The organism is Gordonia sp. N1V (genome assembly GCF_029269935.1).
GTDB classification, from domain to species: Bacteria; Actinomycetota; Actinomycetes; order Mycobacteriales; family Mycobacteriaceae; genus Gordonia; species Gordonia polyisoprenivorans.
This window is the reverse complement of the sequence record NZ_JARJDD010000001.1, coordinates 373446-398743: the sequence shown is the minus strand read 5'-3', so window position 1 is coordinate 398743 and position 25298 is coordinate 373446. Positions and strand designations below refer to the sequence as shown.

General features: G+C 67.2%; 23 protein-coding genes. 20 read left to right on the top strand and 3 right to left on the bottom strand.

The features are described from left to right. The first annotated feature begins 1 nt into the window (after position 1). From P3L18_RS01785 to holA, 10 genes are all read left to right on the top strand, one after another. Positions 2-922, top strand: coding sequence for a MoxR family ATPase (locus P3L18_RS01785; RefSeq protein WP_276113042.1), 921 nt, complete (start codon positions 2-4; stop codon positions 920-922). Continuing rightward, the gene (locus tag P3L18_RS01780) at positions 922-2349 is read left to right on the top strand and encodes a VWA domain-containing protein (protein ID WP_276113041.1); all 1428 of its coding nucleotides are present in this window, start codon (positions 922-924) and stop codon (positions 2347-2349) included. The genes P3L18_RS01785 and P3L18_RS01780 overlap by 1 nt, the downstream gene beginning before the upstream one ends. 61 nt (positions 2350-2410) lie before the next feature. Next, entirely contained in the window at positions 2411-3148 is a 738-nt protein-coding gene (nadD, locus tag P3L18_RS01775; RefSeq protein WP_006370606.1) for a nicotinate-nucleotide adenylyltransferase, read from the top strand. 61 nt (positions 3149-3209) lie between these two features. Continuing rightward, complete coding sequence (gene rsfS / locus P3L18_RS01770; protein ID WP_006370607.1) at positions 3210-3581, top strand: ribosome silencing factor; 372 nt, start codon at positions 3210-3212, stop codon at positions 3579-3581. Beyond that, positions 3578-4291, top strand: a complete 714-nt coding sequence (locus P3L18_RS01765; RefSeq protein WP_276113040.1) for a histidine phosphatase family protein — start codon at positions 3578-3580, stop codon at positions 4289-4291. Before rsfS ends, P3L18_RS01765 begins: the two co-directional genes overlap by 4 nt. A gap of 2 nt (positions 4292-4293) precedes the next feature. Continuing rightward, positions 4294-5067, top strand: coding sequence for a diglucosylglycerate octanoyltransferase (gene octT / locus P3L18_RS01760; protein ID WP_276113039.1), 774 nt, complete (start codon positions 4294-4296; stop codon positions 5065-5067). Positions 5068-5141: 74 nt separating this feature from the next. Continuing rightward, positions 5142-6005: a DegV family protein gene (locus tag P3L18_RS01755; protein ID WP_006370610.1), complete on the top strand. Its 864-nt coding sequence runs from the start codon at positions 5142-5144 to the stop codon at positions 6003-6005. 112 nt (positions 6006-6117) lie between these two features. Beyond that, the gene (locus P3L18_RS01750) at positions 6118-7314 is read left to right on the top strand and encodes a ComEA family DNA-binding protein (protein ID WP_276113038.1); all 1197 of its coding nucleotides are present in this window, start codon (positions 6118-6120) and stop codon (positions 7312-7314) included. Beyond that, positions 7315-8853: a ComEC/Rec2 family competence protein gene (locus P3L18_RS01745; protein ID WP_006370612.1), complete on the top strand. Its 1539-nt coding sequence runs from the start codon at positions 7315-7317 to the stop codon at positions 8851-8853. Then, on the top strand, positions 8841-9818 hold the full coding sequence (gene holA, locus P3L18_RS01740) for a DNA polymerase III subunit delta (RefSeq protein WP_026920020.1): 978 nt from the start codon (positions 8841-8843) through the stop codon (positions 9816-9818). The genes P3L18_RS01745 and holA overlap by 13 nt, the downstream gene beginning before the upstream one ends. 196 nt (positions 9819-10014) lie before the next feature. Here holA and rpsT read toward each other — a convergent pair whose 3' ends face one another. Beyond that, positions 10015-10275: a 30S ribosomal protein S20 gene (rpsT, locus tag P3L18_RS01735; protein ID WP_006370614.1), complete on the bottom strand. Its 261-nt coding sequence runs from the start codon at positions 10273-10275 to the stop codon at positions 10015-10017. 342 nt (positions 10276-10617) lie between these two features. Here rpsT and P3L18_RS01730 point away from each other — a divergent pair, with 342 nt between their 5' ends. From P3L18_RS01730 to P3L18_RS01715, 4 genes are all read left to right on the top strand, one after another. Beyond that, positions 10618-11763 (top strand): sulfotransferase family protein, encoded by a 1146-nt coding sequence (locus tag P3L18_RS01730; protein WP_276113037.1) that lies wholly within the window; start codon positions 10618-10620, stop codon positions 11761-11763. A 93-nt stretch (positions 11764-11856) separates the two neighbouring features. Beyond that, on the top strand, positions 11857-13722 hold the full coding sequence (locus P3L18_RS01725) for a circularly permuted type 2 ATP-grasp protein (protein ID WP_170320214.1): 1866 nt from the start codon (positions 11857-11859) through the stop codon (positions 13720-13722). After that, positions 13719-14702: an alpha-E domain-containing protein gene (locus P3L18_RS01720; protein WP_006370617.1), complete on the top strand. Its 984-nt coding sequence runs from the start codon at positions 13719-13721 to the stop codon at positions 14700-14702. The genes P3L18_RS01725 and P3L18_RS01720 overlap by 4 nt, the downstream gene beginning before the upstream one ends. Continuing rightward, on the top strand, positions 14699-15547 hold the full coding sequence (locus tag P3L18_RS01715; RefSeq protein ID WP_006370618.1) for a transglutaminase family protein: 849 nt from the start codon (positions 14699-14701) through the stop codon (positions 15545-15547). The genes P3L18_RS01720 and P3L18_RS01715 overlap by 4 nt, the downstream gene beginning before the upstream one ends. Here P3L18_RS01715 and P3L18_RS01710 read toward each other — a convergent pair whose 3' ends face one another. Beyond that, positions 15548-15997: a type II toxin-antitoxin system PemK/MazF family toxin gene (locus P3L18_RS01710; protein ID WP_026920022.1), complete on the bottom strand. Its 450-nt coding sequence runs from the start codon at positions 15995-15997 to the stop codon at positions 15548-15550. Positions 15998-16011: 14 nt separating this feature from the next. Next, a complete protein-coding gene (locus P3L18_RS01705) occupies positions 16012-16677 on the bottom strand; it encodes an alpha/beta fold hydrolase (RefSeq protein ID WP_276113036.1) in 666 nt (221 codons plus the stop codon). Positions 16678-16839: 162 nt separating this feature from the next. Here P3L18_RS01705 and lepA point away from each other — a divergent pair, with 162 nt between their 5' ends. The 6 genes from lepA (at position 16840) to P3L18_RS01675 (ending at position 25012) form a co-directional block, all read left to right on the top strand. After that, positions 16840-18723 (top strand): translation elongation factor 4, encoded by a 1884-nt coding sequence (gene lepA, locus P3L18_RS01700; RefSeq protein ID WP_006370621.1) that lies wholly within the window; start codon positions 16840-16842, stop codon positions 18721-18723. After that, positions 18723-20795 (top strand): M3 family metallopeptidase, encoded by a 2073-nt coding sequence (locus P3L18_RS01695; protein WP_276113035.1) that lies wholly within the window; start codon positions 18723-18725, stop codon positions 20793-20795. Before lepA ends, P3L18_RS01695 begins: the two co-directional genes overlap by 1 nt. A 122-nt stretch (positions 20796-20917) precedes the next feature. Continuing rightward, positions 20918-22063 carry a hypothetical protein gene (locus P3L18_RS01690; protein ID WP_276113034.1) on the top strand — a complete coding sequence of 382 codons (1146 nt, stop codon included), beginning with the start codon at positions 20918-20920 and terminating at the stop codon, positions 22061-22063. Further along, positions 21960-23708: a hypothetical protein gene (locus P3L18_RS01685; RefSeq protein ID WP_276113033.1), complete on the top strand. Its 1749-nt coding sequence runs from the start codon at positions 21960-21962 to the stop codon at positions 23706-23708. Before P3L18_RS01690 ends, P3L18_RS01685 begins: the two co-directional genes overlap by 104 nt. Before the next feature lie 45 nt (positions 23709-23753). Continuing rightward, on the top strand, positions 23754-24677 hold the full coding sequence (locus P3L18_RS01680) for a cation diffusion facilitator family transporter (protein WP_276113032.1): 924 nt from the start codon (positions 23754-23756) through the stop codon (positions 24675-24677). Between the two features lie 134 nt (positions 24678-24811). Further along, positions 24812-25012, top strand: coding sequence for a hypothetical protein (locus P3L18_RS01675; protein WP_006370625.1), 201 nt, complete (start codon positions 24812-24814; stop codon positions 25010-25012). The last annotated feature ends 286 nt before the right edge of the window (positions 25013-25298 follow it).

Sequence of the window (25298 nt, the reverse complement as noted above, 5' to 3'; positions counted from 1 at the left end):
TGTGAGCACAACACCCACCGACACCAACTCGACGGTGCACCCGTCCTTCACCGACGTTCCCGACGTGGCCGCCCGTCTGCGCGGCACCGGCTACCTCCCCGACGACGCCACCGCGACCGCCACCTTCCTGGCCGACCGGCTCGGCAAACCGCTGCTCGTCGAGGGTCCCGCCGGGGTCGGCAAGACCGAATTGGCCCGGGCCATCGCCGCCGCCACCGACGCCGAACTCGTGCGGCTGCAATGCTACGAAGGCATCGACGAGGCGCGGGCGCTCTACGAGTGGAACCACGCCAAGCAGATCCTGCACATCCAGGCGACCGGAACCCGGGACTGGGCGGAGGCCAAGACCGACATCTTCTCCGAGGAGTTCCTGCTGCCGCGGCCACTGTTGACCGCGATCTCGCGGCCCGGTGCCACCGTGCTGCTCATCGACGAGATCGACAAGGCCGACGTCGACATGGAGGGTCTCCTGCTGGAGGTGCTCAGCGACTTCGCCGTCACCATCCCCGAGATGGGCACCGTCGTCGCCGCCCGGCGCCCGATCGTGCTGTTGACCTCCAACGCCACCCGCGAACTGTCCGAGGCACTCAAGCGGCGGTGCCTGTACCTGTACATCGATTTTCCGGACGCCAAGCGGGAGAAGGACATCCTCGCCTCCCGGGTGCCCGCGCTCACCGAGTCGCTGGCCGCCGAACTCGTCCGGGTGGTCGGCGTCCTGCGTACCCTCGACATCCGCAAGAAGCCGTCGGTGGCCGAGACCATCGACTGGGCGAACACCCTGCTCGCGCTCGGCGCCGGAGAACCCACCTCCGGGTCGTCGGCAAGTGGGCTCGACAACGGACTGATCGCGCGCACCCTCGGCGTCGTGCTCAAACATCGGCCGGATCTCACCACAGCCATCAAAGAACTCAAACTCGGCTGATGTCGGCCGTGCCGGAAACCACGCCGCTCGTCGCACACCTCACCGACTTCGTCGACGAGTTGCGCCGACGCGGAGTGGTGGTCGGGCCGTCGAACCTGATCGACGCCGCACGTGCCGTCGAGGTCCTCGACCTGCTCGACCGCAGCAGTCTGCGGGAGGGACTCGCGGCGACACTGCTCGACGACCACCTGCACCGGCCGGCCTTCGATCGACTCTTCGACCTGTGGTTCCCGGCCGCACCCGGAGCGCGCACCAGCACCGAGGAACTGCCGCGCACCGCCGACGGCGAGGTGGACATCGCCGCCACCCGCGACGCGCTGGCCACCCTGCTGGCCGACCCCGACTCGGAGTCCGACGGCCGTCTCGACGCGATGGTCGCCGAGATCGTCGAAATGCTCGGGCGGTACGAATCCGCCCGCGGCGAGGCGTATTCGGCGTATCAGGCGCTGTCCTCGATCGACCCGCAGACCCTGATCGCCCGGATCGCGGCGGCGATGGCCGGCGGATCGCCGTCGGATCTCGATCTGGGTACCGAACCGATGTTCCGCCGCGCCGCCGGTGATCGGGCCGCAGCGGTCCGTGCGGCGATCGAACGCGAAACCCAACGCCGGATGTCGGCGCGCAACGGCCGCGAACGCGTCGGCGAGTACGCGGTGCCCAACCTGCCGGAGAACATCAACTTCCTCACCGCGGGCGCCAGGGAACAGGCCGAACTGCGCCGCACCATCGACCCGCTGGCCCGATTGTTGGCCTCGCGGTTGGAGATCCGCCGCCGACGCGCCCACCGCGGGCCGGTCGACGTGCGGACCACCCTACGCGCATCGATGTCGACCGGCGGGGTGCCCATCGAACTCCGCCATCGCAAACCCCGGCCCGGACGGCCCGAACTGATCGTCATCTGTGACGTCTCCGGCTCGGTCGCCGGGTTCTCCCAATTCACCCTCAACCTCGTCTACGCACTGCGCCAGCAGTTCTCGAAGGTCCGGGTGTTCGCGTTCATCGACACCGTCGACGAGGTGACCGATCTGTTCGACCCGCGCAACGACGCCGACGCCGGCTTCGGCGGTGACGCCCGGGCGGCGATGCACCGGATGATCTCGACCGCCCGGCTCATCACCCGCGACGGGCACTCCGACTACGGCAACATGTTGCGCGGCTTCGTCGACGAGTACGCCGAGACGCTCACCCACCGCGGCGCCCTGCTGATCCTCGGCGACGCCCGGACCAACTTCGGCTTCCCCCGCACCGAACTGCTCGCCCAACTCGTCGAACGCGCGCGCCACGCCTACTGGCTCAACCCCGAGGCCGGCGCCGAATGGGGTACCGGTGACTCCGCCGCCGACGACTACGCGGAGGTCATCGACATGTTCGAGTGCCGCAACGCCCGTCAGCTCGCCACCGTCATCGCCGACCTGCTACCGGTGTGACGATGCGCCCGCCCGCCGTCGCGACCGGCTCGCCGGGTCCCACCGCGTAGACTCACCCTTCATGTCCACCGACCGCCCGCAGGCGCGCCGCCGCATCGGCGTGATGGGTGGCACGTTCGACCCGATCCACAACGGTCACCTGGTGGCGGCCAGTGAGGTCGCACACCGGTTCTCGCTACACGAGGTCATCTTCGTACCCACCGGCCGGCCCTGGCAGAAACTCGGCGAGGACGAAGGATCGGGGACCGACGGCGTTGATGAGCTCCACAGTGTCGATCAGCGCCGCAAGAACGACCAGCGCAGCAAAGAGGTCTCACCCGCCGAGGACCGCTATCTGATGACGGTGATCGCGACCGCATCCAACCCGCGCTTCTCGGTGAGCCGCGTCGACATCGACCGCGAGGGAAACACCTACACCGTCGACACGTTGCGTGATCTGCACGCGATCCTGCCCGACGCCGAACTGTTCTTCATCACCGGTGCCGACGCGCTCGAATCGATCCTGTCCTGGCAGAACTGGGAAGAGCTGTTCGAGCTGGCCAACTTCATCGGCGTCAGCCGGCCCGGTTACGAACTCAATGCGAGTCACCTCGCCCAGCATCTGCAGGATCTGCCGCCGGAAACACTGCAGATGCTCGAGATCCCGGCCCTGGCGATCTCCTCGACCGAATGCCGGGCGCGCGCCGCGCAGGGACGTCCGGTCTGGTACCTCGTTCCCGACGGCGTCGTGCAGTACATCGCCAAGCGGCGGCTCTATCGACCGCTGCGCAACAACTCCGCCCGGGTGTCGGCGCCGTGACCGACCCCGCCGTTCGACATCGCGCCCCGCTCGGGGCGGCCGCTGTAATGAAAGGACTTGTGTGACTGCATCAGCCGAGGCATTGGCGATGGCGCGGGTGGCTGCGCTGGCGGCCGAGGACAAACTCGGTCACGACGTCGCCGTCATCGACGTCTCCGAACAATTGGTGATCACCGACCTGTTCGTCATCGCATCCGCCGACAACGAGCGTCAGGTCAATGCGATCACCGACGAGGTCGAGGACAAGATGCGCGAGGCCGGATACAAGCCGGTGCGCCGAGAAGGTACTCGCGAAGGCCGTTGGGCGCTCCTGGATTACATCGACATCGTGATCCACATCCAGCATGCCGACGAGCGCGCCTTCTATGCGCTGGAGAGCTTGTGGAAGGACTGCCCGACCGTCGACGTCACCAGCGATCAGGAGTCCGAGTGAGCGGCGGTCCCGACAGCGGCGACACCTCCGTCGAACGCCTCACGCCGATCGTGCGCCGGTTGATCCTGTTGCGGCACGGACAGACCGGTTACAACGCGACCAGCCGGATGCAGGGACAGCTCGATACCGATCTCTCCGAACTCGGTGTGCAACAGGCGAAGTCGGCTGCAGCATCGCTGGCGGACAAGAATCCCATGATGATCCGGTCGTCGGATCTGCGTCGCGCCCGCGACACCGCGGAGGCGTTGGCGTTGGCGACCGGACTGTCGGTCGAGACCGATGAGCGGCTGCGCGAAACACACCTGGGGCAGTGGCAGGGCTTGACCCATCTGGAGGTCGACGCGCAGGCACCCGGTGCCCGGGTGATCTGGCGCGACGACGCCACCTGGGCGCCGCCGGGTGGCGAGAGCCGCACCGACGTGGCCGCTCGGGCGGTGCCGGTCGTCACCGAACTCGTTGCCACACTGGAGGACTGGGGGACAGGCGCATCCCCGGAGTCGCCGGTGGTGATGGTCGCGCACGGCGGGGTCATCGCCGCGATGACCGCCGCCCTGCTGGATCTGCCGGTGGCGCGGTGGCCGATTCTCGGTGGCCTGGCCAACACCAGCTGGGTGCAGTTGTCCGGGCATGCGGCTCCCGGTGAGAATCCGCGATGGCGCCTGGACGTGTGGAACGCCTCGGCCGAGGTGGCCGACGCGGCAATCCAGTGAGGGTGCCCGATCCCACGGGGCCTGATCCGACGGGCCCTGATCCCACACCGGCCGCGAGTCCCGACGGGTGCCTGCTCGTACTGTCGGATTCGCTCGCGTACTACGGTCCCGGCGGCGGACTGCCCGCCGACGATCCGCGGATCTGGCCGAACCTCCTCGGCGCACATGTGTCTCTGCCGACCCGGCTGTTCGGCCGGGTGGGGTGGACCAGCCGTGACGTCTGGTGGGCGCTGACCCAGGACCCCAACATCTGGTCGGCAGTCCCGTCGGCGCGCGCAGTCGTCCTCGCGATCGGCGGGATGGACAGCCTCCCTTCGCCCCTGCCGACGGCGCTGCGCGAACAGATCCGGTACCTGCGTCCGCCGCGGCTGCGACAGGCGGTGCGCACGGGATATCAGTGGTGGCAACCCCGCGCGTCGCGCCTCGGCTGGCCGGTGGCGCTCCCGCCGAAGGTGACCGTCGAGCATCTGGACAAGGTGGCTGACGCGCTCACCCGGCTACGTCCCGATCTACCGATCGTGGTGTGTCTGCCACCGACACACCGCAGTCCCTACTACGGGAACGTGCATTCCGGTCGTATCCCGACGACGGCGGCCATGCAACAGTGGGCGTCGTCGACGGGTCTGCCGACCGTCGAGTTCTACTCGATCACCCGGGCGCACTTCGCCGACCCCGCCGCCGAGATGAATCCGGACGGGATTCACTGGGGGTTCGACTGTCACCGGCAGATCGCCGATGCGGTCGCCGGGGTCCTTGACCCGATCCTGACCGACTGAGCGCGTGGCCGACACCACCCCGGAGTGACCCGCACCGGCGTGGGACACCCGGATGCAACGGCTAACGTAGAGCCGTGCCTGTCGTCGTCGTCACCGATTCCTCGGCCCGCCTCCCACCGGCGATCGCCGAGCACTATCGGATCTCGGTGGTCCCGTTGCACCTGGCCCTCGACGGTGTCGATTACCGCGAGGGCATCGACGACATCCCCGACGATCTGATCACCCGATCGGGTGTGACGACCTCGGGCGCCAATCCGCAGGAACTCGCCGCGGCATTCGATACCGCAGTCGCGGCCAGCGACGGTGCCGGCGTGGTCGCGGTGATGATGTCGAGGCGACTGTCCGGGACGTGGGGTGCGGCGCGACTGGCCGCCGAGAATCATCCCGGCCTGATCCGGGTCGTCGACAGCCGCTCGGTGGGGCTGGGCCTGGGCTTCGCGGCGATCGCCGCCGCGCAGGCCGCGGCCGCCGGAGCCGACCGCGACCGGGTCTACGAGTCGGCGATCCGGCAGGCCTCCACCGCCGAATCGCTGATCTGCGTGCAGAGTCTGGACAACCTGCGCAACAGCGGACGCATCAGTGCGGCGGGCAAACTGCTCGGGTCGGCGTTGTCGATCAAACCCATCCTCGCCATCGACGACGGCATCCTGACCCTGCGCGAGCGACAACGGACGTTCTCGCGGGCCGTGGCGAAGATGACCGACACCGCGGTCGACTTCGCCGACGGCCGGGCGGTGACCCTGGGCGTGCAGCACTGCCAGATCCCGGACGCCGCACACGATCTCGCCATCACGGTCCGCGAACGGCTGCGTGTGGTGACCTCAGCGCTGACCGTCGATCTCGGTCCCATCCTCGGCAGTCACATCGGACCGGGCGCACTCGGCCTGACCGTGACCACCCATCTGGATCCGATCGAGGGCGCCGACCAGATCGACTGACCCGCCGGCATTTCCCGATCCGCAGTCCACAGAACCGCGATACTGCACAGATCGCCGGTGACGACGGCGCAGGCGGCCGCACGGGTCTGTGCGTCGCCTTAGGCTCGCCGCCATGAGTGACACCTCACGAACACCGCGTCGGGCCGGCGCCGAGGACTCTCACGCCCGCTCCCGGCGCCGCTCGGCACTCGACCGACTCTCCGGGCTCGAGCGCGTCACCGACGGTGCGCTCGCACCCGTCGAACTCGATGATCCGGCGCCGCAGGACAATTCCGACGCACACCCCGGCGGCGACCCGTCGCCGATGCGGACCGCGGTCGACGACGGGTGGGGTGCGGTGGCACTGCCGGGTTGGCTCGATCCGGTCGCCACCGATCCCGCCCCGGTCCGCTCCAAGCCCGCCGGGACCGTTTCCGCCCGTGTGGGCAACCCTGGGGTGGGCGGCGACCCGCACTCCGACGATGACCCAGGTGCCCATCCCGACGACCCCCATCTCGACGACCACCATCTCGAAGACGACGTCGAGGACGGACTCGACGACCGGCCGCGCCGCCGTTTCGCCGTCGCCCCGCCGGCCGCGATCGTCATCATTCTCGTCGGCGTCGTGGCATGTGTGATCGCCGGATTCGGCCTGTTCGGCGATTCCGGAGAGGCACCCGCGGTGGACTTCGGCGCACCGGGCGGGCCGGCCACGTCGTCGAACCCCTCGGATGTCACGTCCGCACCGTCGCGCGCATCCGCCGCGGGTGCGGGGCAGCCACCTGCCGCCAATGCACAGGTGGTGGTCAGTGTCGTCGGACTGGTGCACCGGCCAGGTCTGGTCCGACTCCACAGCGACGCCCGGATCGCCGACGCACTCGCCGCCGCCGGCGGCACGCGTGAGGGCGCCGACACGGTCTCGTTGAACCTGGCGCAGCCCGTTCGCGACGGTGACCAGATCCTCGTGGGTTACGCGGCGCAGGAGGGCAGGCTCGCATTGCGCAGCGCGGTCGTGGCCTCGGGCGGCGCATCCGCCGCCGGAACCCCGGTCCCGTCGGGGACCGGTGCCCCCGGAGGGTCGGCCTCGGCAGGTGGGGGCTCGCCGGCCCCGGCCGCCGGCGCCGCCGGGAATCCGGGCGGTCTGGTCAATCTGAACACCGCATCGGAGTCCGAACTCGACGCGCTACCCGGCGTCGGTCCGGTCACCGCGCAGGCGATCATCGACTACCGCACGCGCAACGGCACTTTCAGCTCCGTCGATCAGCTCGGCGAGGTCGACGGGATCGGTCCGTCCCGGTTGGCCAAGCTGCGCGGCCTGGTGACGGTGTGAATGCGTGATCAGGATCTGCGCCTGCTGTCGCCGGCGGTGGTGGTGTGGATCATCACGGCGGTATGCCTCGGCGCCACGGTGCGCGTGGCGGTGATGATCGCGGTGTCCTCGACGGTGGTCGCGGTCGTCGTCGTGCTGATGTGGCGGACGCGTCGCCTGGGATGGAAGATCGCCGGCCCGGCAGTGGTGTGTGCGGTGCTCGCTGCCACGTGTGCGACGGCGATGGCGTTGCGGCTGGAAATCCGTGACCGTCATCCGGTGCACGAGATGCACGGCAAGGCGACGATGTGGCTGACGCTGCGTGAGGACCCGGTGGCGTTCGGTCCCGCCGCGGCGGGGATGGTGCGGGCCCGGGTCGAGATCGACGCCGTCGCACGGCGATCGGTGTCCACGGCAGGGGCCGAACTCGTTGGTCGGGCACAGTCATGGGCGGGTGTGCTTCCGGGGCAACGTGTGCGGGTCCTGGTGACCGTACGTCCGCCGCCGCCGGGAGAACTCGTCGTCGCGCGGGTGACGGAGTCGGGGGCACCGACGTTGCTGGGACGGCCCCCGCCGCACCAGCGGGTCGCCGGTCACATCCGGGAACGGTTGCAGCGCAGCGCCGTACGGGCGTTGTCGCCGGAGGCGTCGGGATTGTTCCCGGGTCTGGTCCTCGGCGACGAGAGCGCGCTGTCGTCGGAGGTTCGCGACGACTTCCGGGCTGCCGGTCTGCTCCATCTGACCGCGGTCTCCGGCGCCAACTTCGCGGTGGTGTGCGGCGCGGTGATCTTCGCGTTCCGGTTGGCCGGCGCGTCACCGAAGGTCGTGGCCGTCGCCGGTGCCCTGACGATCGTCGGCTTCGTCATCCTCGTGCGTCCGTCACCGAGCGTGCTGCGCGCGGCGATGATGGGTGGGGTGGGCCTGCTGGCATTGCTGAGTTCGCGGCGTTCGCAGGCGTTGCCCGCGCTCGGCGCGGCCGTCATCGGGGGCGTGTTGTGGTGGCCGGAGCTGGCCCGAGAACCGGGATTCGTGCTGTCGGTCGTTGCCACGGCGGGCCTCGTGATGGTCGCCCCGGGTATCCGGGATGCGCTGCGCGCGGTCCGGGTGCCCGCCGGGATCGCCGAGGTGACGGCGATGGCCGTTGCCGCCGCGGTGACCACCTCCCCGATGATCGCGTACCTGTCCGGCACCCTCAGTCTGGTCACCGTGCTGGCGAACGTGGCGGTTGCGCCCGTGGTGGCCGTCGTCGGGATCGTCGGCACCGCGGCAGCGCTGATCGGGGCGTTCGGAAGGGTGGACGGAATCCCGATGATGGTGTCGGAGTTGCTGATCCGCGCCATGGCACCGGAGGTGTGGTGGATGATCACGTGTGCCGATCGCCTCGGGTCGTGGCGGTGGGCGGTGATCGGGATACCGGAGGGCTGGCCCGGGGTGATGGTGTCGCTGATGTGCTCGGCCGTGATCGTCGCCGTCGCTGCGGCGGTCCGCCACATCGACGCCGACTCGGTGCGGATCGCGGTGCTGCGGTGTCGGCGGGGTCTGGCACGATGGGGCCCGTGACCGAACGTCTGCATCTGCTCCTCGGGGACGACGACTTCCTCACCGGCCGTGTCATCGACGATGTGGTGGCGCAGCGGTCGGCGGCAGCCGGGACCGACGTCCCGGTGACCAGGGTGCGTGCCGGTGACGTCACCGGCCCGGAACTCGCGGAATTGCTGAGCCCGTCGTTGTTCGCCGACGAGCGGGTGGTGGTCGTCGAGTCGGCTGCCGATGCCGGTAAGCAGCCGGCGGCGCTGATCTCCGAGACGGCACGGGCGCTGCCCGAGGGCATCACCCTGCTGGTGATCCACACGGGGGGAGGCCGCGCGAAGTCGCTTGCCACGGATCTTCGCAAGGCCGACGCCACGGTGCACGAGTGTGTGGCGCCGCGGTGGCCGTCGGAGCGTATGACGTTTGTCCGCAACGAGTTCCGGACCCTGGGAGTGCGGGTCTCCAACGATGTGGTGGAGGTGATCGTCGAATCCGTCGGCGCCCAGTTGCGTGAACTGGCGGCCGCGTGCAGCCAGCTCGTCGCCGATACCGGCGGCAAGGTCGACGAGGAGTCGGTGCGGCTGTACTACCAGGGCCGCCCGGAAGTGAGTGGCTTCGAGGTCGCCGACAAGGCGGTTGCCGGAGACCGCGCGGGTGCGCTCGAGTCACTGGCGTGGGCGTTGCACCACGGTGTCCCGCGGGTGCTGCTGGCCGATGCCTTGGCCGAGGCGGTGCATGCGATCGCGCGTGTGCGTGCCCTCGGGAACGTTGATGCCTCCGCGGCAGCCGAATTGGGCATGTCGCCGCGCCGGGTGAAGAACGCCCAGGCCCAGGGGCGGGCGTGGGATTCGGAGTCGATTGCCGCGGCGGTGGTGGTCGTCGCCGCACTCAACGGGGATGTCAAGGGACAGGCCGCGGACGCGGATTTCGCGTTGACCGATGCGGTGGTCCGGGTCGCGGGACTGCGACCCGCGGGTCGCCGACGCGCGGGGTAGGGGATGGGTGACGACCCACGCACTTCACCCCGGTGACCGCGTGGGGATCACCGGGGTGAAGTGCAGGAGAAGAAACGCCTCGAATCCCTCCGGGCCGCAGCAGCCGTTTCAGGCGCTCGCAGTCGGGAAGGCGTGCCGGCGAATCAGATCGCGCTGACCAGTCAGGGTTGCAGACGGTTCAGGGCTTGCTGACGGTTCAGAGCTTGTTGAGGGCGAGTGCCATTGCCGACTTCTTGTTGGCGGCCTGGTTGGCGTGGATGACGCCCTTGCTGGCGGCCTTGTCGAGCTTGCGGCTGGTGGTCACCAGCAGCTCGCCGGCCTTGTCCTTGTCGCCGGCGTCCACGGCCTCACGGAAACCGCGGATCGCGGTGCGCAGGGACGACTTGACCGACTGGTTGCGCTGCCGACGGATCTCGTTGGTGCGGTTGCGCTTGACCTGGGACTTGATGTTTGCCACGCGTATGTACCTCGTCTGTGTAGTTCGTGTGTCTGGTGTTCGTGCTTTTCGGTCGTGTCTCGTCGGGTTGCGATGAACCCGACGAACCCCGATCGGTGATCGACGGGCTCGGGCCGGATCTCCAGACGCTCCCGAGCAGGCCGGACCCGATTCCGATGGTCGGGGTCGGGCGACACTGCGACAGCGATCGAGTTTACCAGCCGGACACCTGCCCCCAAAATCGCGGCGGGCGATCGGTTGGCGTGGCCTCGTGGACAGCTCACCGGCGAGCCGAACCGGCAGCCGATACCCAGCATCGCTTCAGCGGCATCGGAGATATCGGGCACTATCCTGACGGTCATCATGTCCGTCGTCTACATCCACATCGGGTTGCCCAAGACCGGTACCACGCACCTACAGGATCGGCTCTGGCACAACCGTGACCTCGCCCTGCAGGAGTCGGGGCTGCTGTACCCGGGCAACGAGATCTCCGACCACTTCCACGCCGCCGCACATCTGCAGCCCGACCGCTACCTCGACTGGGTCGATCCGGCCCATGCGCGGACGTGGGCGTCGATGGTCGGGCAGATGCGACCGTGGCCCCAGACCTCGTTGGTCTCCCACGAACTGTTCGCCACCGCCACCGTCGATCAGGCGCGGCGCCTCGTCGCGGATCTGTCTTTCGCCGACGAGGTCCATGTCATCGCGACCGTCCGAGATCTGGCGCGTCAGTTGCCGTCGGTCTGGCAGGAGAACGTCAAGAACCAGCGTCGTGCCTCGTTCGACGAGTTCGTGACCTCGGTGCGGGCACATGCGGCGCCGCCGGACGGTCGGGGCGGGGGGCCCGGTGACGTGCCGGAGGAGGAGCCGTTCTGGGAGTTCCAGGATCATGTGCGCGTCCTGGCCCGCTGGTCGGAGGTGGTCGGCGCCGAGCGGGTGCACGTGGTGACCGTGCCACGCATCCGTGGTGACGGCGACGGTCTGTGGGAGCGATTCCTGTCGGTGCTCGGTGTCGACCCGGCACCGTTGACGGTTCCGGTCCCGAACCTCAACACGTCTCTGTCGGCGGCCCAGACCGAGATGCTGCGCCTGCTCAACACCCGGTTGCAGCCCGACGTCGTGGAGTGGCAGCGATACGAGCGGGTCCTCAAGGAGCAGGTCGTCGCCCACATCATGTCGGGCCGGTCCGACGGTGCTCCGCACGGCTTGTCAGCCGAACAGCGGGCATGGGCTGCGGATCGGTCCGCCGAGATGATCACCGGGCTGCGATCTGCGGGCTATCCGGTGGTCGGCTCGCTCGACGACCTGCAGGTGCCGCGCGAGCGCGACGACGCCGCGGCGGCACCGCAGGCCGAGGAGGTCCTCACCGCGGCACTCGACACATTGGCCGAGATGATCATCCGGGCGCCGATGCCGGTGACACGCCCGGCCGCGCAAACGCGTGCGATGAATCTGGTGCGGCGAGCGCGCCGACGGGTCCTGGCCCTACGGCGCACGATCGGCGGCTGAGTCGCGCGTCGGCCGATTGCTCGGGTCGGCGGGGGTGTCGGGGTCAGCGGACCACCATGCCGAATCGTTGAATCTGAGGCAACATGTCAGGTTATGAGCCCTGCACCGACGGACACGCCCGCGAAGAAGGCGCGTAAGACCTCTTCGGCGAAGACGGCCGCGAATCGGACGTCGACCGCGAAACCGGACGGCAAGCCGGCGTCGAATGGGCGGACGGGCCGGGCGAAGACCGCCACCACCTCCGTAAAGCCGACGGAAACAGGGATTTTCGCGGATTACGAGGCGGCGAAGTCCTTCGGTGTGGCCTACGACGAGATGTTCGATCACCAGGGTGAGGTCCGATCGGCCTACCGGGGGATCTTCAAGGTGATGGCCGAATCCGAGCGCGCCGACATCGAGGGCCGTATCGACGCGCTCGGTCGCGCCTTCATCGACCAGGGCATCACCTTCTCCCTCTCGGGCAAGGAGCGACCGTTCCCGTTGGACGTTGTGCCGCGGGTGATTTCGGCATCGGAGTGGTCCAAACTCGAGGCCGGTATCACCCAGCGCGTGCAGGCGCTCGAGTTGTTTCTCGACGACGTCTACGGCGAGCAGGAGATCCTGCGCGACGGGGTTCTACCCAAGCGGCTCGTGCATTCCTGTGAGCACTTCCACCGGCAGGCCGCAAACATCCGGCCGCCCAACGGCGTCCGGATCCACGTCGCCGGAATCGACCTGGTCCGTGACGCCAACGGCGATTTCCGGGTGCTCGAGGACAATCTGCGCTCACCGTCGGGTGTGTCCTATGTGATGGAGAACCGGCGCACCATGGCCCGGGTGTTCCCGGACCTGTTCTCCTCGCACAAGGTCCGCGCGGTCGCCGATTATCCGAGCCATCTGCTGCGCGCGCTACGGGCCTCGGCGGCCTTCAACGAGGCCGACCCGAACATCGTGGTCCTCACGCCGGGCGTGGCCAACTCGGCCTACTTCGAGCACTCACTGCTCGCTCGACTGATGGGCGTCGAACTCGTCGAGGGACGTGACCTGTTCTGCCGCGACAACGTCGTCTACATGCGCACCACCGAGGGCGAGCAGCGTGTCGACGTCATCTACCGGCGCATCGACGACGACTTCCTCGATCCGATGCAGTTCCGGCCGGATTCGATGCTCGGGGTCGCCGGCCTGCTCAATGCGGCGCGCGCGGGCAACGTGGTGATCTCCTCGGCGGTGGGCAACGGCGTCGGCGACGACAAGTTGATCTACACCTACGTGCCGGAGATCATCGACTACTACCTCGGCGAGAAACCGATCATCGCCAATGTCGACACGCTGCGGTGCTGGCTTCCCGAGGAATGCGAGGAGGTCCTCGATCGCATCGACGAGCTGGTGGTGAAACCCGTTGAGGGATCAGGCGGTTACGGGATCGTCTTCGGTCCCGACGCTACCCGGGCCGAACTCGACACGTTGGCCCGAAAGGTGCGTAACGATCCGCGCGGATGGATCGCACAGCCCGTGGTGCAACTGTCGACCGTGCCGACCAAGGCGGGCGACAACCTGAGCCCGCGTCACGTCGACCTGCGCCCGTTCGCGGTCAACGACGGTGAGTCGGTGTGGGTCCTGCCCGGCGGGCTGACCCGGGTGGCGTTGCCGGAGGGATCGCTGGTCGTCAACTCCAGTCAGGGCGGCGGGTCGAAGGACACCTGGGTGCTCGCGACCCGCAGCTCCGAGGGCGAACGAGAACTCGCCGGCGCCAAGGTCGTCACCAAGAGCGGTGTCGCCGCGGCCCGGCCCGCCGAGAGCGCGCCGGACCCGTTGGTGGCGCAAACCCAACAACAGCAACAACAGCAAGGTGCCGGCATGTGCTCGGCCACACAGACACAAACTCTGGGTTCGATGACCCAGACCCAGATGACCCAGACCCAGATGACCCAGACCCAGCCGTCACCAGTGGTGCCGACCCAGGACGGTGATGCCCGATGATGTTGGCCCGCAACGCCGAATCGCTCTACTGGATCGGGCGATACGTCGAGCGTGCCGACGACATGGCACGCCTGCTCGATGTCGCGATCCACCAATTGCTCGAGGACGCCACCGCCGACGTAGACTCGTCGGTGCGGCTGGTCATTCAGGTCCTGGGACTCGACGCGCCCGCCAGTGAAACCGATCTCGATGTCTGGTCGCTGACCGAGCGTGTCGCCTACGCCAAGGAGTCGACCGGATCGATCGTCGACCTGATCCGCTCGGCCCGCGAGAATGCCAGGGGCGCACGCGAAGTCACCTCGAGCGAGATGTGGGAGTGTCTCAACACCACCTATAACGGTCTGGCCGACGCCGAGCGCCGATCCCGCCGCCTGGGTCCCCATGAATTCTTGTCGTATGTGAAGAATCGCGCCGCGATGTTCGCCGGACTCGCCGACGCCACGCTCAGCCACGACGACGGCTACCGCTATCTGCTGCTGGGTCGGTCGGTGGAGCGGGTCGACATGACCATCCGCATGCTGCTCGCGCGCGCCGGGGATCGCGCCGGTTCGCCCGCGTGGGTCAACGTGCTGGTGTCCGCAGGTGCGCACGACACCTTCCTGCGCACCTACCGTGGCGTCATCAACGCCGAGAACATCGTCGAATTCATGTTGCTGGACCGGCTTTTCCCGCGGTCGGTGTTCCATGCACTCAGCGTCGCCGAACACAATCTGGCCGATCTGGAAAAGGGCCCGAGCCGCACCGGCGCCCAGGCCGAGGCGCTGCTCCTGCTCGGGCGGGCGCGCAGCTCGCTGGAGTTTCTGGAGCCGGGTGATCTGCTCGACGGATTGCAGGAGCGGCTGCTCGATCTGCAGGACACCTGTCGTGCGGTCAACGAGGCGGTCACCGCCCAGTACTTCCATGTGTCGCCGTACGTGTCGTGGGCCGATGCCCGCGTCAGCGACGGTGAGGAACATGTCATCGAGGAGAGTGAACTGTGAGCTGGCGACTGAGGGTCGTGCATTCGACGGGCTTCGCCTACCAGAGCCCGGTCACCTCGTCCTACAACGAGGCCCGGCTGACACCGCGCAGCGACAGCAGGCAGAACGTCATCGTCAACCGTGTGGAGACCGTCCCGGCGACCCGCTCGTACCGCTATACCGACTATTGGGGAACCGCGGTCACCGCCTTCGATCTGCATGCGCCGCACGAGGAACTCGAGGTTTCGGGGATGTCGGTGGTGGAGACCGAACCCGGCGAACGCCCGGAGGACGACCGCAAACGTGAGTGGGACGGTATCCGCAACGAGGAGGTCGAGGACCGCTATGACGAGGCGCTTTCGAACACGCCGTATGTGCCCCGCAACCGCAGTCTGGTGGCGACCGCCAAGCGGCTGACCAAGGGCCTCGATCCCGAGGAGGCCGTCGAGGCGGTGTGCCGCTACGTCTACGACGAGATGCAGTATGTCCCGGGTACCACCGGTGTGCACACCACCGCGGTCGACGCGTGGAACGAGCGCAAGGGCGTGTGCCAGGACTACGCCCACCTGACCCTGCTGATGTTGCGCGGTCTGGGTATTCCGTCCCGCTATGTCTCGGGGTACTTGCATCCGAAACCCAATGCGGCCGTGGACAAGACGGTCGAAGGTCAGAGCCATGCATGGATCGAGGCCTGGACCGGTGGGTGGTGGGGATTCGACCCGACCAACTTCACCGAGATCACCGAACAGCACGTGTCGGTGGGCGTGGGTCGCGACTACTCCGACGTCTCGCCGCTCAAGGGCATCTACACCGGGGGCCAGGCCACCGACCTCGACGTCGTCGTGGAGATCACACGACTGGCGTGATCACCGCCAGCCGAACCGATCGCGCAGTTGCGTTGCGACCCTGTCGAATCGGGCTCGGTCCAGGATCGCGCCCTCGCGTCGGATGCCATCGGCGTCGACGACGAGCACGCGGTCGAGGCGGATGAAGCTCTCGCGATGGTCGGAGTCCCAGCCGCCCGCGCCGATCGAGAGCCAGTTGTCGTCGTCGCGGTGATGATCCTTGCTGGACAGCATGAGCGCGAGGACGTGCTCCGCCGTGCCGCTGCCGGCGGGGCCGGCATCGGCTGTAGGGTTCTCGGCCGGGTCGCGGCCGACGACCAGTACCGGCCGATCCTTGCCCTGTGACGGATCTTCCTCGAATTCGACCCAGGTCCAGACGATCTCGCCGGGATCGGCATCTCCGTCGAGGTCGGGGGAGTAGCTGATGGAGCGGGCCACCTCGGCGGTGGGACGCACGGCGCGGCGGCTCATGCGCGGATCTCCCATCATGCGCTGATCTCCCGGAGCAGGAAGTGCTCGACCGCGTCGGCGGCGAGGGGAGCCGTCGGTTTCTTCGTCGGGTCGAGGCTGTGGCCCGCCTTGGCGATCTCCACCAGCCGGGTCGGGGCGGGGATCAGGTCGATCGCCGCACCGATCTCGTCGGTCGTGGCGAACGGATCGGTGCTGCCGTGCACGACGAGCGTCGGGACGGTGATCGACGGCAGATGCTCGGTGCGGGCCTTCTCGGGTTTTCCCGGCGGGTGCAACGGGTAGGAGCTCAACAACAGGCCGTCGGCCACCTGGGCGCCGTCCTCGGCGAGCACCATCGAGGCCTGCCGACCGCCGTAGGAATGGCCGCCGACGACCAGCGGGCCCGCCGACAACGACCGAAAGGCCGCGCAGGCGGCACGTATACCGTCGCGGTCGGCGGCCGCGGTCGAGGGGCTCGGCGGTCCCTTGGGGCGGCGCTGGCGGTAGGGCAGGTCGATCCGGGCCACCGCGAATCCGCGGCCGGCGAGTTCATTCGCGTAGGCCAGCAGTATCGCGGTGTCCCGGTTGCCCCCGGCGCCGTGTGCCAGGACGACGCTCGCCCGCGGCGTCTGCTCGGGATGATGGATGGTCGCCACGACCGAGCCCTCGTCGTAGGGTTCGATTCCGGTGTTCGCCGCCACAGCGACACGGTATCGCGCGGCACGCGCCGGGCGCTGTCGACGGTCAGAAGAGCGCTGTCGAGGGTGGAGCGGGCGCTGTCGGGGGTTCCGGGGTGATCGGGTCGGGTCCGCACCGAGGTCGTGTGGAACCGAGGTCATGAGAAACTGGTACGACGCAGCACCGTGTTACCACCGAGGAGTAGTCCGATTCCCACCTTCGCCGACACCACGTTCACCGATCCCGCGCAGATCAGGAACTTCTGCATCATCGCGCACATCGACCACGGGAAGTCCACCCTCGCCGATCGGATGTTGCAGCTCACCGGGGTGGTCTCGGATCGGGACATGCGGGCGCAGTACCTCGACCGGATGGACATCGAGCGCGAACGCGGCATCACCATCAAGGCACAGAACGTCCGGCTGCCGTGGACGGTGACCGGTGCCGACGGCACCGACGAGAACTTCGTGCTGCACCTCATCGACACCCCCGGCCACGTCGACTTCACCTACGAGGTGTCGCGCGCGCTCGAGGCCTGCGAGGGTGCTGTGTTGCTGGTCGATGCCGCACAGGGAATCGAGGCGCAGACCCTGGCCAATCTCTACCTCGCGATGGACAACGACCTGACCATCATCCCGGTGCTCAACAAGATCGACCTGCCCGCGGCCGATCCCGATCGCTACGCCGCCGAGATCGCCCACATCATCGGGTGCGAGGCCGACGAGGTGCTGCGGGTCTCGGGTAAGACCGGCGCGGGTGTGCCTGCGCTGCTCGACGAGGTGATCCGCCAGGTCCCGGCGCCGCAGGGCGACCCGGACGCACCGGCGCGCGCGATGATCTTCGACTCCGTCTACGACACCTATCGGGGCGTCGTCACCTATGTGCGTGTGGTCGACGGCGCGATCGTGCCGCGCGAGAAGATCGCGATGATGTCCACCGGCGCCACCCACGAACTGCTCGAGGTCGGCATCGTCTCCCCCGAGCCCAAGCCGTCCAAGGGGCTCGGCGTCGGTGAGGTCGGTTACCTGATCACCGGTGTGAAAGATGTGCGGCAGTCCAAGGTCGGCGACACCGTGACCACGGCCCGGCACGGTGCCGAAGAGCCGCTCACCGGATATCGCGAGCCTCGACCGATGGTCTACTCCGGCCTGTATCCGGTGGACGGATCCGACTACCCGGTGCTCCGCGATGCGCTGGACAAACTGCAGCTCAACGACGCTGCGCTCACCTATGACCCGGAGACCTCGGTCGCCCTCGGGTTCGGGTTCCGCTGCGGGTTCCTCGGCCTGCTGCACATGGAGATCACCCGTGAGCGACTCGAGCGCGAATTCGATCTCGACCTCATCTCGACGGCACCCAACGTGGTGTACCGGGTGGTCATGGAAGACGGCGCCGAGCACATCGTCACCAACCCGTCGGATTGGCCGGAAGGTAAGGCGCGCAACATCTTCGAGCCCATCGTCAAGACCACGATCATCGCGCCGAGTGAGTTCATCGGCGCCATCATGGAGTTGTGCCAGTCGCGGCGCGGCGAACTCGGCGGCATGGACTATCTCTCGGAGACCCGGGTGGAGATGCGCTACACCATGCCGATGGCCGAAATCATCTTCGACTTCTTCGATTCATTGAAATCCCGGACCCGCGGATACGCGAGTCTCGACTACGAGGAGGCCGGTGAGCAGGAGGCCGATCTGGTCAAGGTGGACATCTTGTTGCAGGGCGAGGCGGTCGACGCCTTCAGTGCGATCGTGCACCGCGATGCCGCCTACACCTACGGCAACAAGATGGCGATCAAACTCAAGGAGCTCATCCCGCGCCAGCAGTACGAGGTGCCGATCCAGGCCGCCATCGGGTCGAAGATCATTGCGCGCGAGAACATCCGAGCGATCCGCAAGGACGTGCTGGCCAAATGCTACGGCGGCGACATCAGCCGTAAACGCAAACTGCTCGAGAAGCAGAAGGAAGGCAAGAAGCGCATGAAGACCATCGGGCGGGTCGACGTGCCGCAGGAGGCTTTCGTGGCGGCGTTGTCCACCGATTCGCAGGGCGACAAGCCGAAGGGGAAATGATGACCGCCGGTGGACCGAGTATGAATCCCGTTCTCGCGGAAAGCGATTTACCGCACGGACTGCCAGACTTCGCATCGATCTCCGACGAGGACTTCCTGCCCGCCTTCACCGAGGCCATGGGCACCCACCTCGACGAGGTCGCCGCGATCGCCGACAACCAGCAACCGCCGACCTTCGCCAACACCGTTGAGGCGCTCGAGTTGTCGGGCCGCGATCTGGCCCGCGCCGCGGGTGTCTTCTTCAACCTCGTCGGCCCCGACACCAATCCGCGGCGCAACGAGATCTCCCAGGAGTTGTCCACGCGGCTGACCGATCACGCGAACACCATCGCGATGAACCCGGCGCTGTTCGCCCGGATCTCGGACCTGCACGGGCGCGCCGAGGAACTCGGACTGACCGAGCCGCAGCGCCGTCTCCTCGACAAGAGTTACCGCGATGCCGTACGCGCGGGTGCGGGTCTCGATGCGTCCGGGCAGACCCAGATGCGTGAGATCTCTTCGCGCCTGGCGTATCTGACGACCAAGTTCTCACAGAAGATCCTCGACGACACCAATGCCTCGGCGGTGCTCGTCGACGACGTCTCCCAGCTCGACGGGCTCGGCGCCGGCCAGATCGCCTCGGCGCGGCGTGCCGCGGCCGAGGCCGGTCACGGGTCCGGCTACCTGATCAGCCTGGAACTGCCCACGAGTCAGTCCGTGCTGACCGAACTGTCCGATCCGCGGACCCGGCAGCGGGTCTTCGACGCCTCGATCTCCCGATGCGCGCGCGACAACGAGTTCGACACGCGGGAGTTGCTGCGCGAGATCGTCGTGCTGCGTGCCCGGCGCGCACAACTACTCGGCTATCGCGATCACGCCGACTATGTGATCGCCGAGCAGACCGCGCCCGATGCGACGGCCGTGGAGCAGTTGCTGACCGAGTTGATCGGCTCGGCGAGCACCGCGGGGGAGCGGGAGATCGCCGCGCTGACCGAGTTTGCACGCGGCGTCGACCCGGACGTCCGGATCGGTGCCGCCGACCTCACCTATTGGCTTGCGCGGCAACGTCGTTCACGTTCCGAGGTGGATCTCGACGCATTCGCCGACTACTGCGAGCTCGACACCGTGATCACGCGCGGTGTGTTCTACGCGGCGGGTGTCCTCTACGGATTGAGCTTCACCGAGCGCCCGGATCTGCGCGCCTACCACCCCGATGTGCGCATCTGGGAGGTCTTCGACGAGTCCGGTGACAGCATCGGGCTGTTCCTGGGTGACTATTTCGCGCGGCCGTCCAAGCGGGGCGGGGCGTGGATGAACAACATCGTCGATCAGTCGTCTCTGCTGGCGACCCAACCCGTCATCGTCAACGTGTTGAACATCCCCAAACCCGATGCGGGACAACCTGCTCTGCTGAGCATCGATCAATTGACCACGCTGTTCCACGAATTCGGTCACGCACTACACGGCCTGCTCTCGGCCGTCGAGTATCCGTCGCAGTCGGGGACGTCGGTGCCGCGGGACTTCGTCGAATTCCCCTCGCAGGTCAACGAGATGTGGGCGTTGCACCCCGGTGTCCTCGCCCACTATGCGCGCCACCACGAGACGGGGGAGCCGATTCCCGCCGAACTCGCCGACGCCGCACGGGCCAACGCCGGTGCCGACACCGCCCACGGCACCATCGAGTATCTCGCCGCGTCGGCACTCGATCTGGCCTGGCACCGACTGTCGGTCGCCGACGCCGAGGCGGTCGACGACGTCGAGGCATTCGAGAGGCAAGCCCTGCGCGCCGCCGGCATCGGGACCGACCTGATCCCACCCCGCTACCGCAGCGCCTACTTCAATCACATCTTCGGCGGCGGTTACTCGGCCGGCTACTACTCCTACATCTGGTCGGAGGTGCTCGACGCCGAGACCGAACGGTGGTTCCTCGCCGAGGGCGGTTTGCGCCGGGAGAACGGTGCCCGCTTTGCCGCCTCGACGCTGTCCCGCGGCAACAGCGTGGATCCGCTTGTGTCGCATGAGGAGTTGATCGGACACAAGCCCGAAATCGGGCCGTTGATGCGACGGCGCGGGCTGGTCACCGAGGACGTGTGACCAGCAGCCGGTGAGCTGGTGATGGGCCGCTCACCAGAACGCTATCGCATGTTCGATCGGCATTCGCCTGCTCGACCCTCGGGGCGCCGACTCTGGGATACCCGGCGTCGAGAGGGTTTGCCATGGTCGAGAACGGTCACGCCTACAACAGTGTCTGGCAACTGCGCGGCGATCTGTGGTGCCGCCTCGACGAAGCGGCCGATCGTCTCAATCGCCCGGATACCGTCGGCGAGCGGCGTGAGCGATATCTGGAGATCTGTCGCAGTCTGATCACCGAACTGGCCACGCTCGAACCCTATTGGGCTTTTCCGGGTCCGTCGCGTTTCGCGCGACTGCAGCGCCGTTTCGGCTCCGGGGATCATCGTCACTTCGGCAAGATGGTGGCCGACATCAACAATGCGTTGACCACGGAGTCCTACCGTCACCGAGACGCAGACGCCATGGCCGACAAGGATGCGGGAATGTTCCCGACCGATCCTCGTGAGATCGAGCATCGACCGGTGAATGCGCAGGGCCAGTTGTACTTCGAGGTCCTGGTCGTCGAGTCGATGACCGAGGCGGCCGAACGTGCGTTGCGAGAAGAGGTCCGCAGCTGGCGCCGCCCCGACGATCAGTGTGCCTACGAGCTCGTCGTCGTCGGAAGCGGCGAGGAGGCGATGATCGCTGCTCGGCTCAACGCGAACCTGCAGGCGGTGGTGATCCGTCGCCGGTTCTCGCACGCGTCCGCCCGAGATCTCACCGGCCTCGACGACTTCGTCGATCGTGAGTTGTCCGAGTCGTTGGCGCAACATCTCTCACCCGAGGAACGCGCGCAGATCCTGGCCGGCGCACTGAGTGGTCTGCGACCCGAACTCGACCTCTACCTGATGACCGAGATCGAGGTCGAGGACATGGCGGGCAGGCTCGGCGCACACTTCCGCCGGGTATTCCATGCCCGCGAGGGCGTTCTGGAGTTGCACCTGAGTCTGTTGCATGGTGTTGCCGAGCGCTACCGGACGCCGTTCTTCAGCGCACTCAAGGAATACAGTCACCGACCCACGGGGGTTTTCCACGCCCTGCCCATTTCCCAGGGCAAGTCGATCGTGGGGTCGCATTGGATTCAGGACATGGTGAGTTTCTACGGGCTCAATGTGTTCATGGCCGAGACATCGGCGACGTGTGTTCATGGCCGAGACATCGGCGACGTGCGGGGGTCTCGATTCGCTCCTCGAACCGACCGGGCCGCTGCGCGACGCGCAGGAACTGGCCGGCAAGATCTACGGCAGTAGGCACACGTACTTCGTCACCAACGGCACATCGACCGCCAACAAGATCGTGACCCAGTCGCTCGTTGCGCCGGGCGACATCGTGCTGCTTGACCGCAACTGCCACCAGTCCCACCATTACGGGATGCTGCTCGCCGGCGCGCAGGTGACCTATCTCGAAGCCTATCCGCTGCCCGATTTCTCGATGTACGGTGCGGTACCGATGCAGGAGATCAAGGGCAAGCTCCTTGCGCTTCGTCGTGCCGGGAAACTGGATCGGGTCAAGCTGATCTCGCTCACCAACTGCACGTTCGACGGCATCGTCTACGATCCGATTCGCGTCATGGAGGAATGTCTCGCGATCAAGCCCGACCTCGTATTCCTTTGGGACGAAGCGTGGTTCGCGTTCGCCCGCTTCCATCCGGTCTACCGCAACCGGACCGCGATGCACAGTGCGGCCGAACTTCGTCGGCGTTTCGCCGATCCGGGGTACCGGGCGTCCTACGAGGACCACCTCTCCGCACACTCCGAGGTCACCGACGAAGAATTGCTGCGCACGAGGTTGCGGCCCGACCCAGCCCTCGCACGAGTCCGGGTGTACGCGACGCAATCCACCCACAAGACGTTGACGTCGTTGCGACAGGGTTCGATGATCCACGTCTTCGACCAGGACTTCGACCAGAAGGTTGCCGAGGCATTCCACGAGGCCTATATGGCACACACCTCGACCTCGCCGAATTACCAGACCCTCGCGTCATTGGATCTCGGTCGACGCCAGGTGGCGCTCGAAGGTGTCGAACTCGTCCAGCGGCAGATCGAGAACGCAATGCGCCTTCGCGATGCCATCGACAACCATCCGTTGCTGGCACGCTACGTCCGGTGTCTGCGCACGAGTGACCTCATCCCGGTGGCCCATCGGCCCTCACGCATCGATCAGCCGTTACGGTCGGGCCTACGGAACATGCAAACCGCATGGAGCCAAGACGAATTCGTCCTTGACCCGTCGCGGATCACTTTGTCCATCGGGCGCACCGGTTACGACGGTGACACCTTCAAGCGTGAACAACTGATGGATCGGTACGGGGTCCAGATCAACAAGACCTCGCGCAACACCGTGTTGTTCATGACCAACATCGGCACCACACGAAGCTCGGTGGCCTTCCTCGTCGAAGTGATGGTCAACATCGTCCGGGAGCTCGACGAGAACGTCGAGGAGATGGGGATCGATGAGCGCGCGCGATTCGAGCAGACGGTCCGCCGGCTGACCGAACGAGCGCCCGCAATGCCCGACTTCAGCGGATTCCACCCGGCTTTCCGCGACACCTCCGGCACCGAACAGACACCGGAAGGTGACGTGCGTACCGCGTTCTACCTCGCCTACGACGACGCCAATTGCGAATACCTCTCGGCCGACAAGATTCTCGAGCGGATCGCCTCGGGACGGGACGTGGTGTCGGCGACCTTCGTCACCCCCTACCCACCCGGGTTCCCCGTCCTCGTGCCCGGGCAGGTCTTCAGTGCGAACATCCTCGAATTCATCACCACGCTCGACACCCCCGAGATCCACGGCTACCGGCCAGACTTCGGCTATCGGGTCTACACCGAGAAGGCGATCGAGAATCTGCTGGCGACCCGTGGGGCGCCGGACCCGAGCGTCGTGAGCGGGTGAGCGCCTCGGTGCTCGTGGTCGGGGTACTCGTGGTCCAATGAATCCATGGCTTCCGGGTCCGTCGAGGCACGCCAGGATCTGACGCGCTACGCGCTGCTCAGTATCGTCACCGCGATCGTGGTGATCGTCATGAAGCTGCTCGCGTGGCGGATCAGCGGATCGGTCGGTCTGCTGTCCGATGCCCTCGAGTCACTGGTCAACCTGGCGGCGGCGATCGCAGCATTCCTCGCGCTGCGGGTCGTCGCGCGTCCCGCCGATGCCGAGCACAACTTCGGCCATTCCAAGGCCGAGTACTTCTCGGCGGTGTTCGAGGGGGTGCTCATCGTCGCGGCCGCCGTGGCGATCGTCGTCGCGGCCGCCGAGCGACTCGCCCACCCGGCCGAACTCGAGTCGGTGGGGCTGGGTCTGCTGATCTCGGTGGCCGCCACGGTCCTCAACGGTGCGGTCGCGGTGCTGTTGCTGCGAGCGGGCAAGCGGTATCGGTCGATGACACTGGAAGCCGATGGCAAACATCTGCTGACCGATGTGTGGACGACGGTCGGGGTGGTCGTCGGTGTGTTCCTGGTCCTGGTGACCGGATGGCAGCCGCTGGATTCGATCGTGGCGATCCTGGTTGCGATCAACATCTTGTTCGTCGGCGGGCGCCTGGTATGGCGATCCGGTGACGGACTGCTCGATGCGGCGCTGCCCGCCGCCGACCTGGTGAAGATCTCCGGCGTCCTCGACCGATTCCGTTCGGAGAAGGTCGATTTCCACGACGTCCGCACCCGCGAGGCCGGTCACGAGCGATTCGTCCAGTTGCACATGCTCGTGCCGGGCGAATGGACGATCGATCGCGGCCACGACCTCGCCGAGGCGGTGGAGGACGAACTGCACGCGACTCTCGACCACCTTCGGGTCACGATTCACACGGAGCCGATCGACGACCCACGCGCCTACGAACCCTGGCGGCTGGACGCACCGGACTGAGTCGACCGGGTCGGGGCCTATGATGGCGAACGGCCCGGGGCAGGCGCCGAGCGAGACCGGATCGCACGATCCACGAATTCGAATCACGCTGATCAAAACCCCGGGACGATCGGCGACAGATGAGGTGATCACTGGTGAAGGGGCTACTCGCCTGGTGGGACGGAGTGGAGGAATGGCTGACCGGCCTGGCCTTCGTCCCACAGCTCCTGGTCACCCTCGTGGTGTTGGTGCCGTGCGCGATCCTCGTGGCCATCGCACTGAACGCGCTGGTCGACGGCGTGATGTCGGTGATCGATCGTCGTCGGTTCGCCGATGACGACAGGAAGGGTTTGTAGTCGGTGATCCGTTCACGTGTGACCTGGGCGTTGCTGGCGCTCATCGTTCTGGTCCTGTTGGCCTGGCTCTTGACTCGATAGCATCGTCGCTCGACGGTGTAAAGGGGTGGTGGGTGATGCTCGGCCCACCCGTCTTGCGCGTTGCTAGCGTGAGTCGGTCCGCCGGACGGCACGGACCCACCGACGTGGTGGATGTCCGCCGCCCGGCGAGCGCGATTCATGCCCAGCCCGGTCATGCCCGTCATGGCCACCTCAGTCACGGAGGAACGTGTCAGTGAGTAACGTG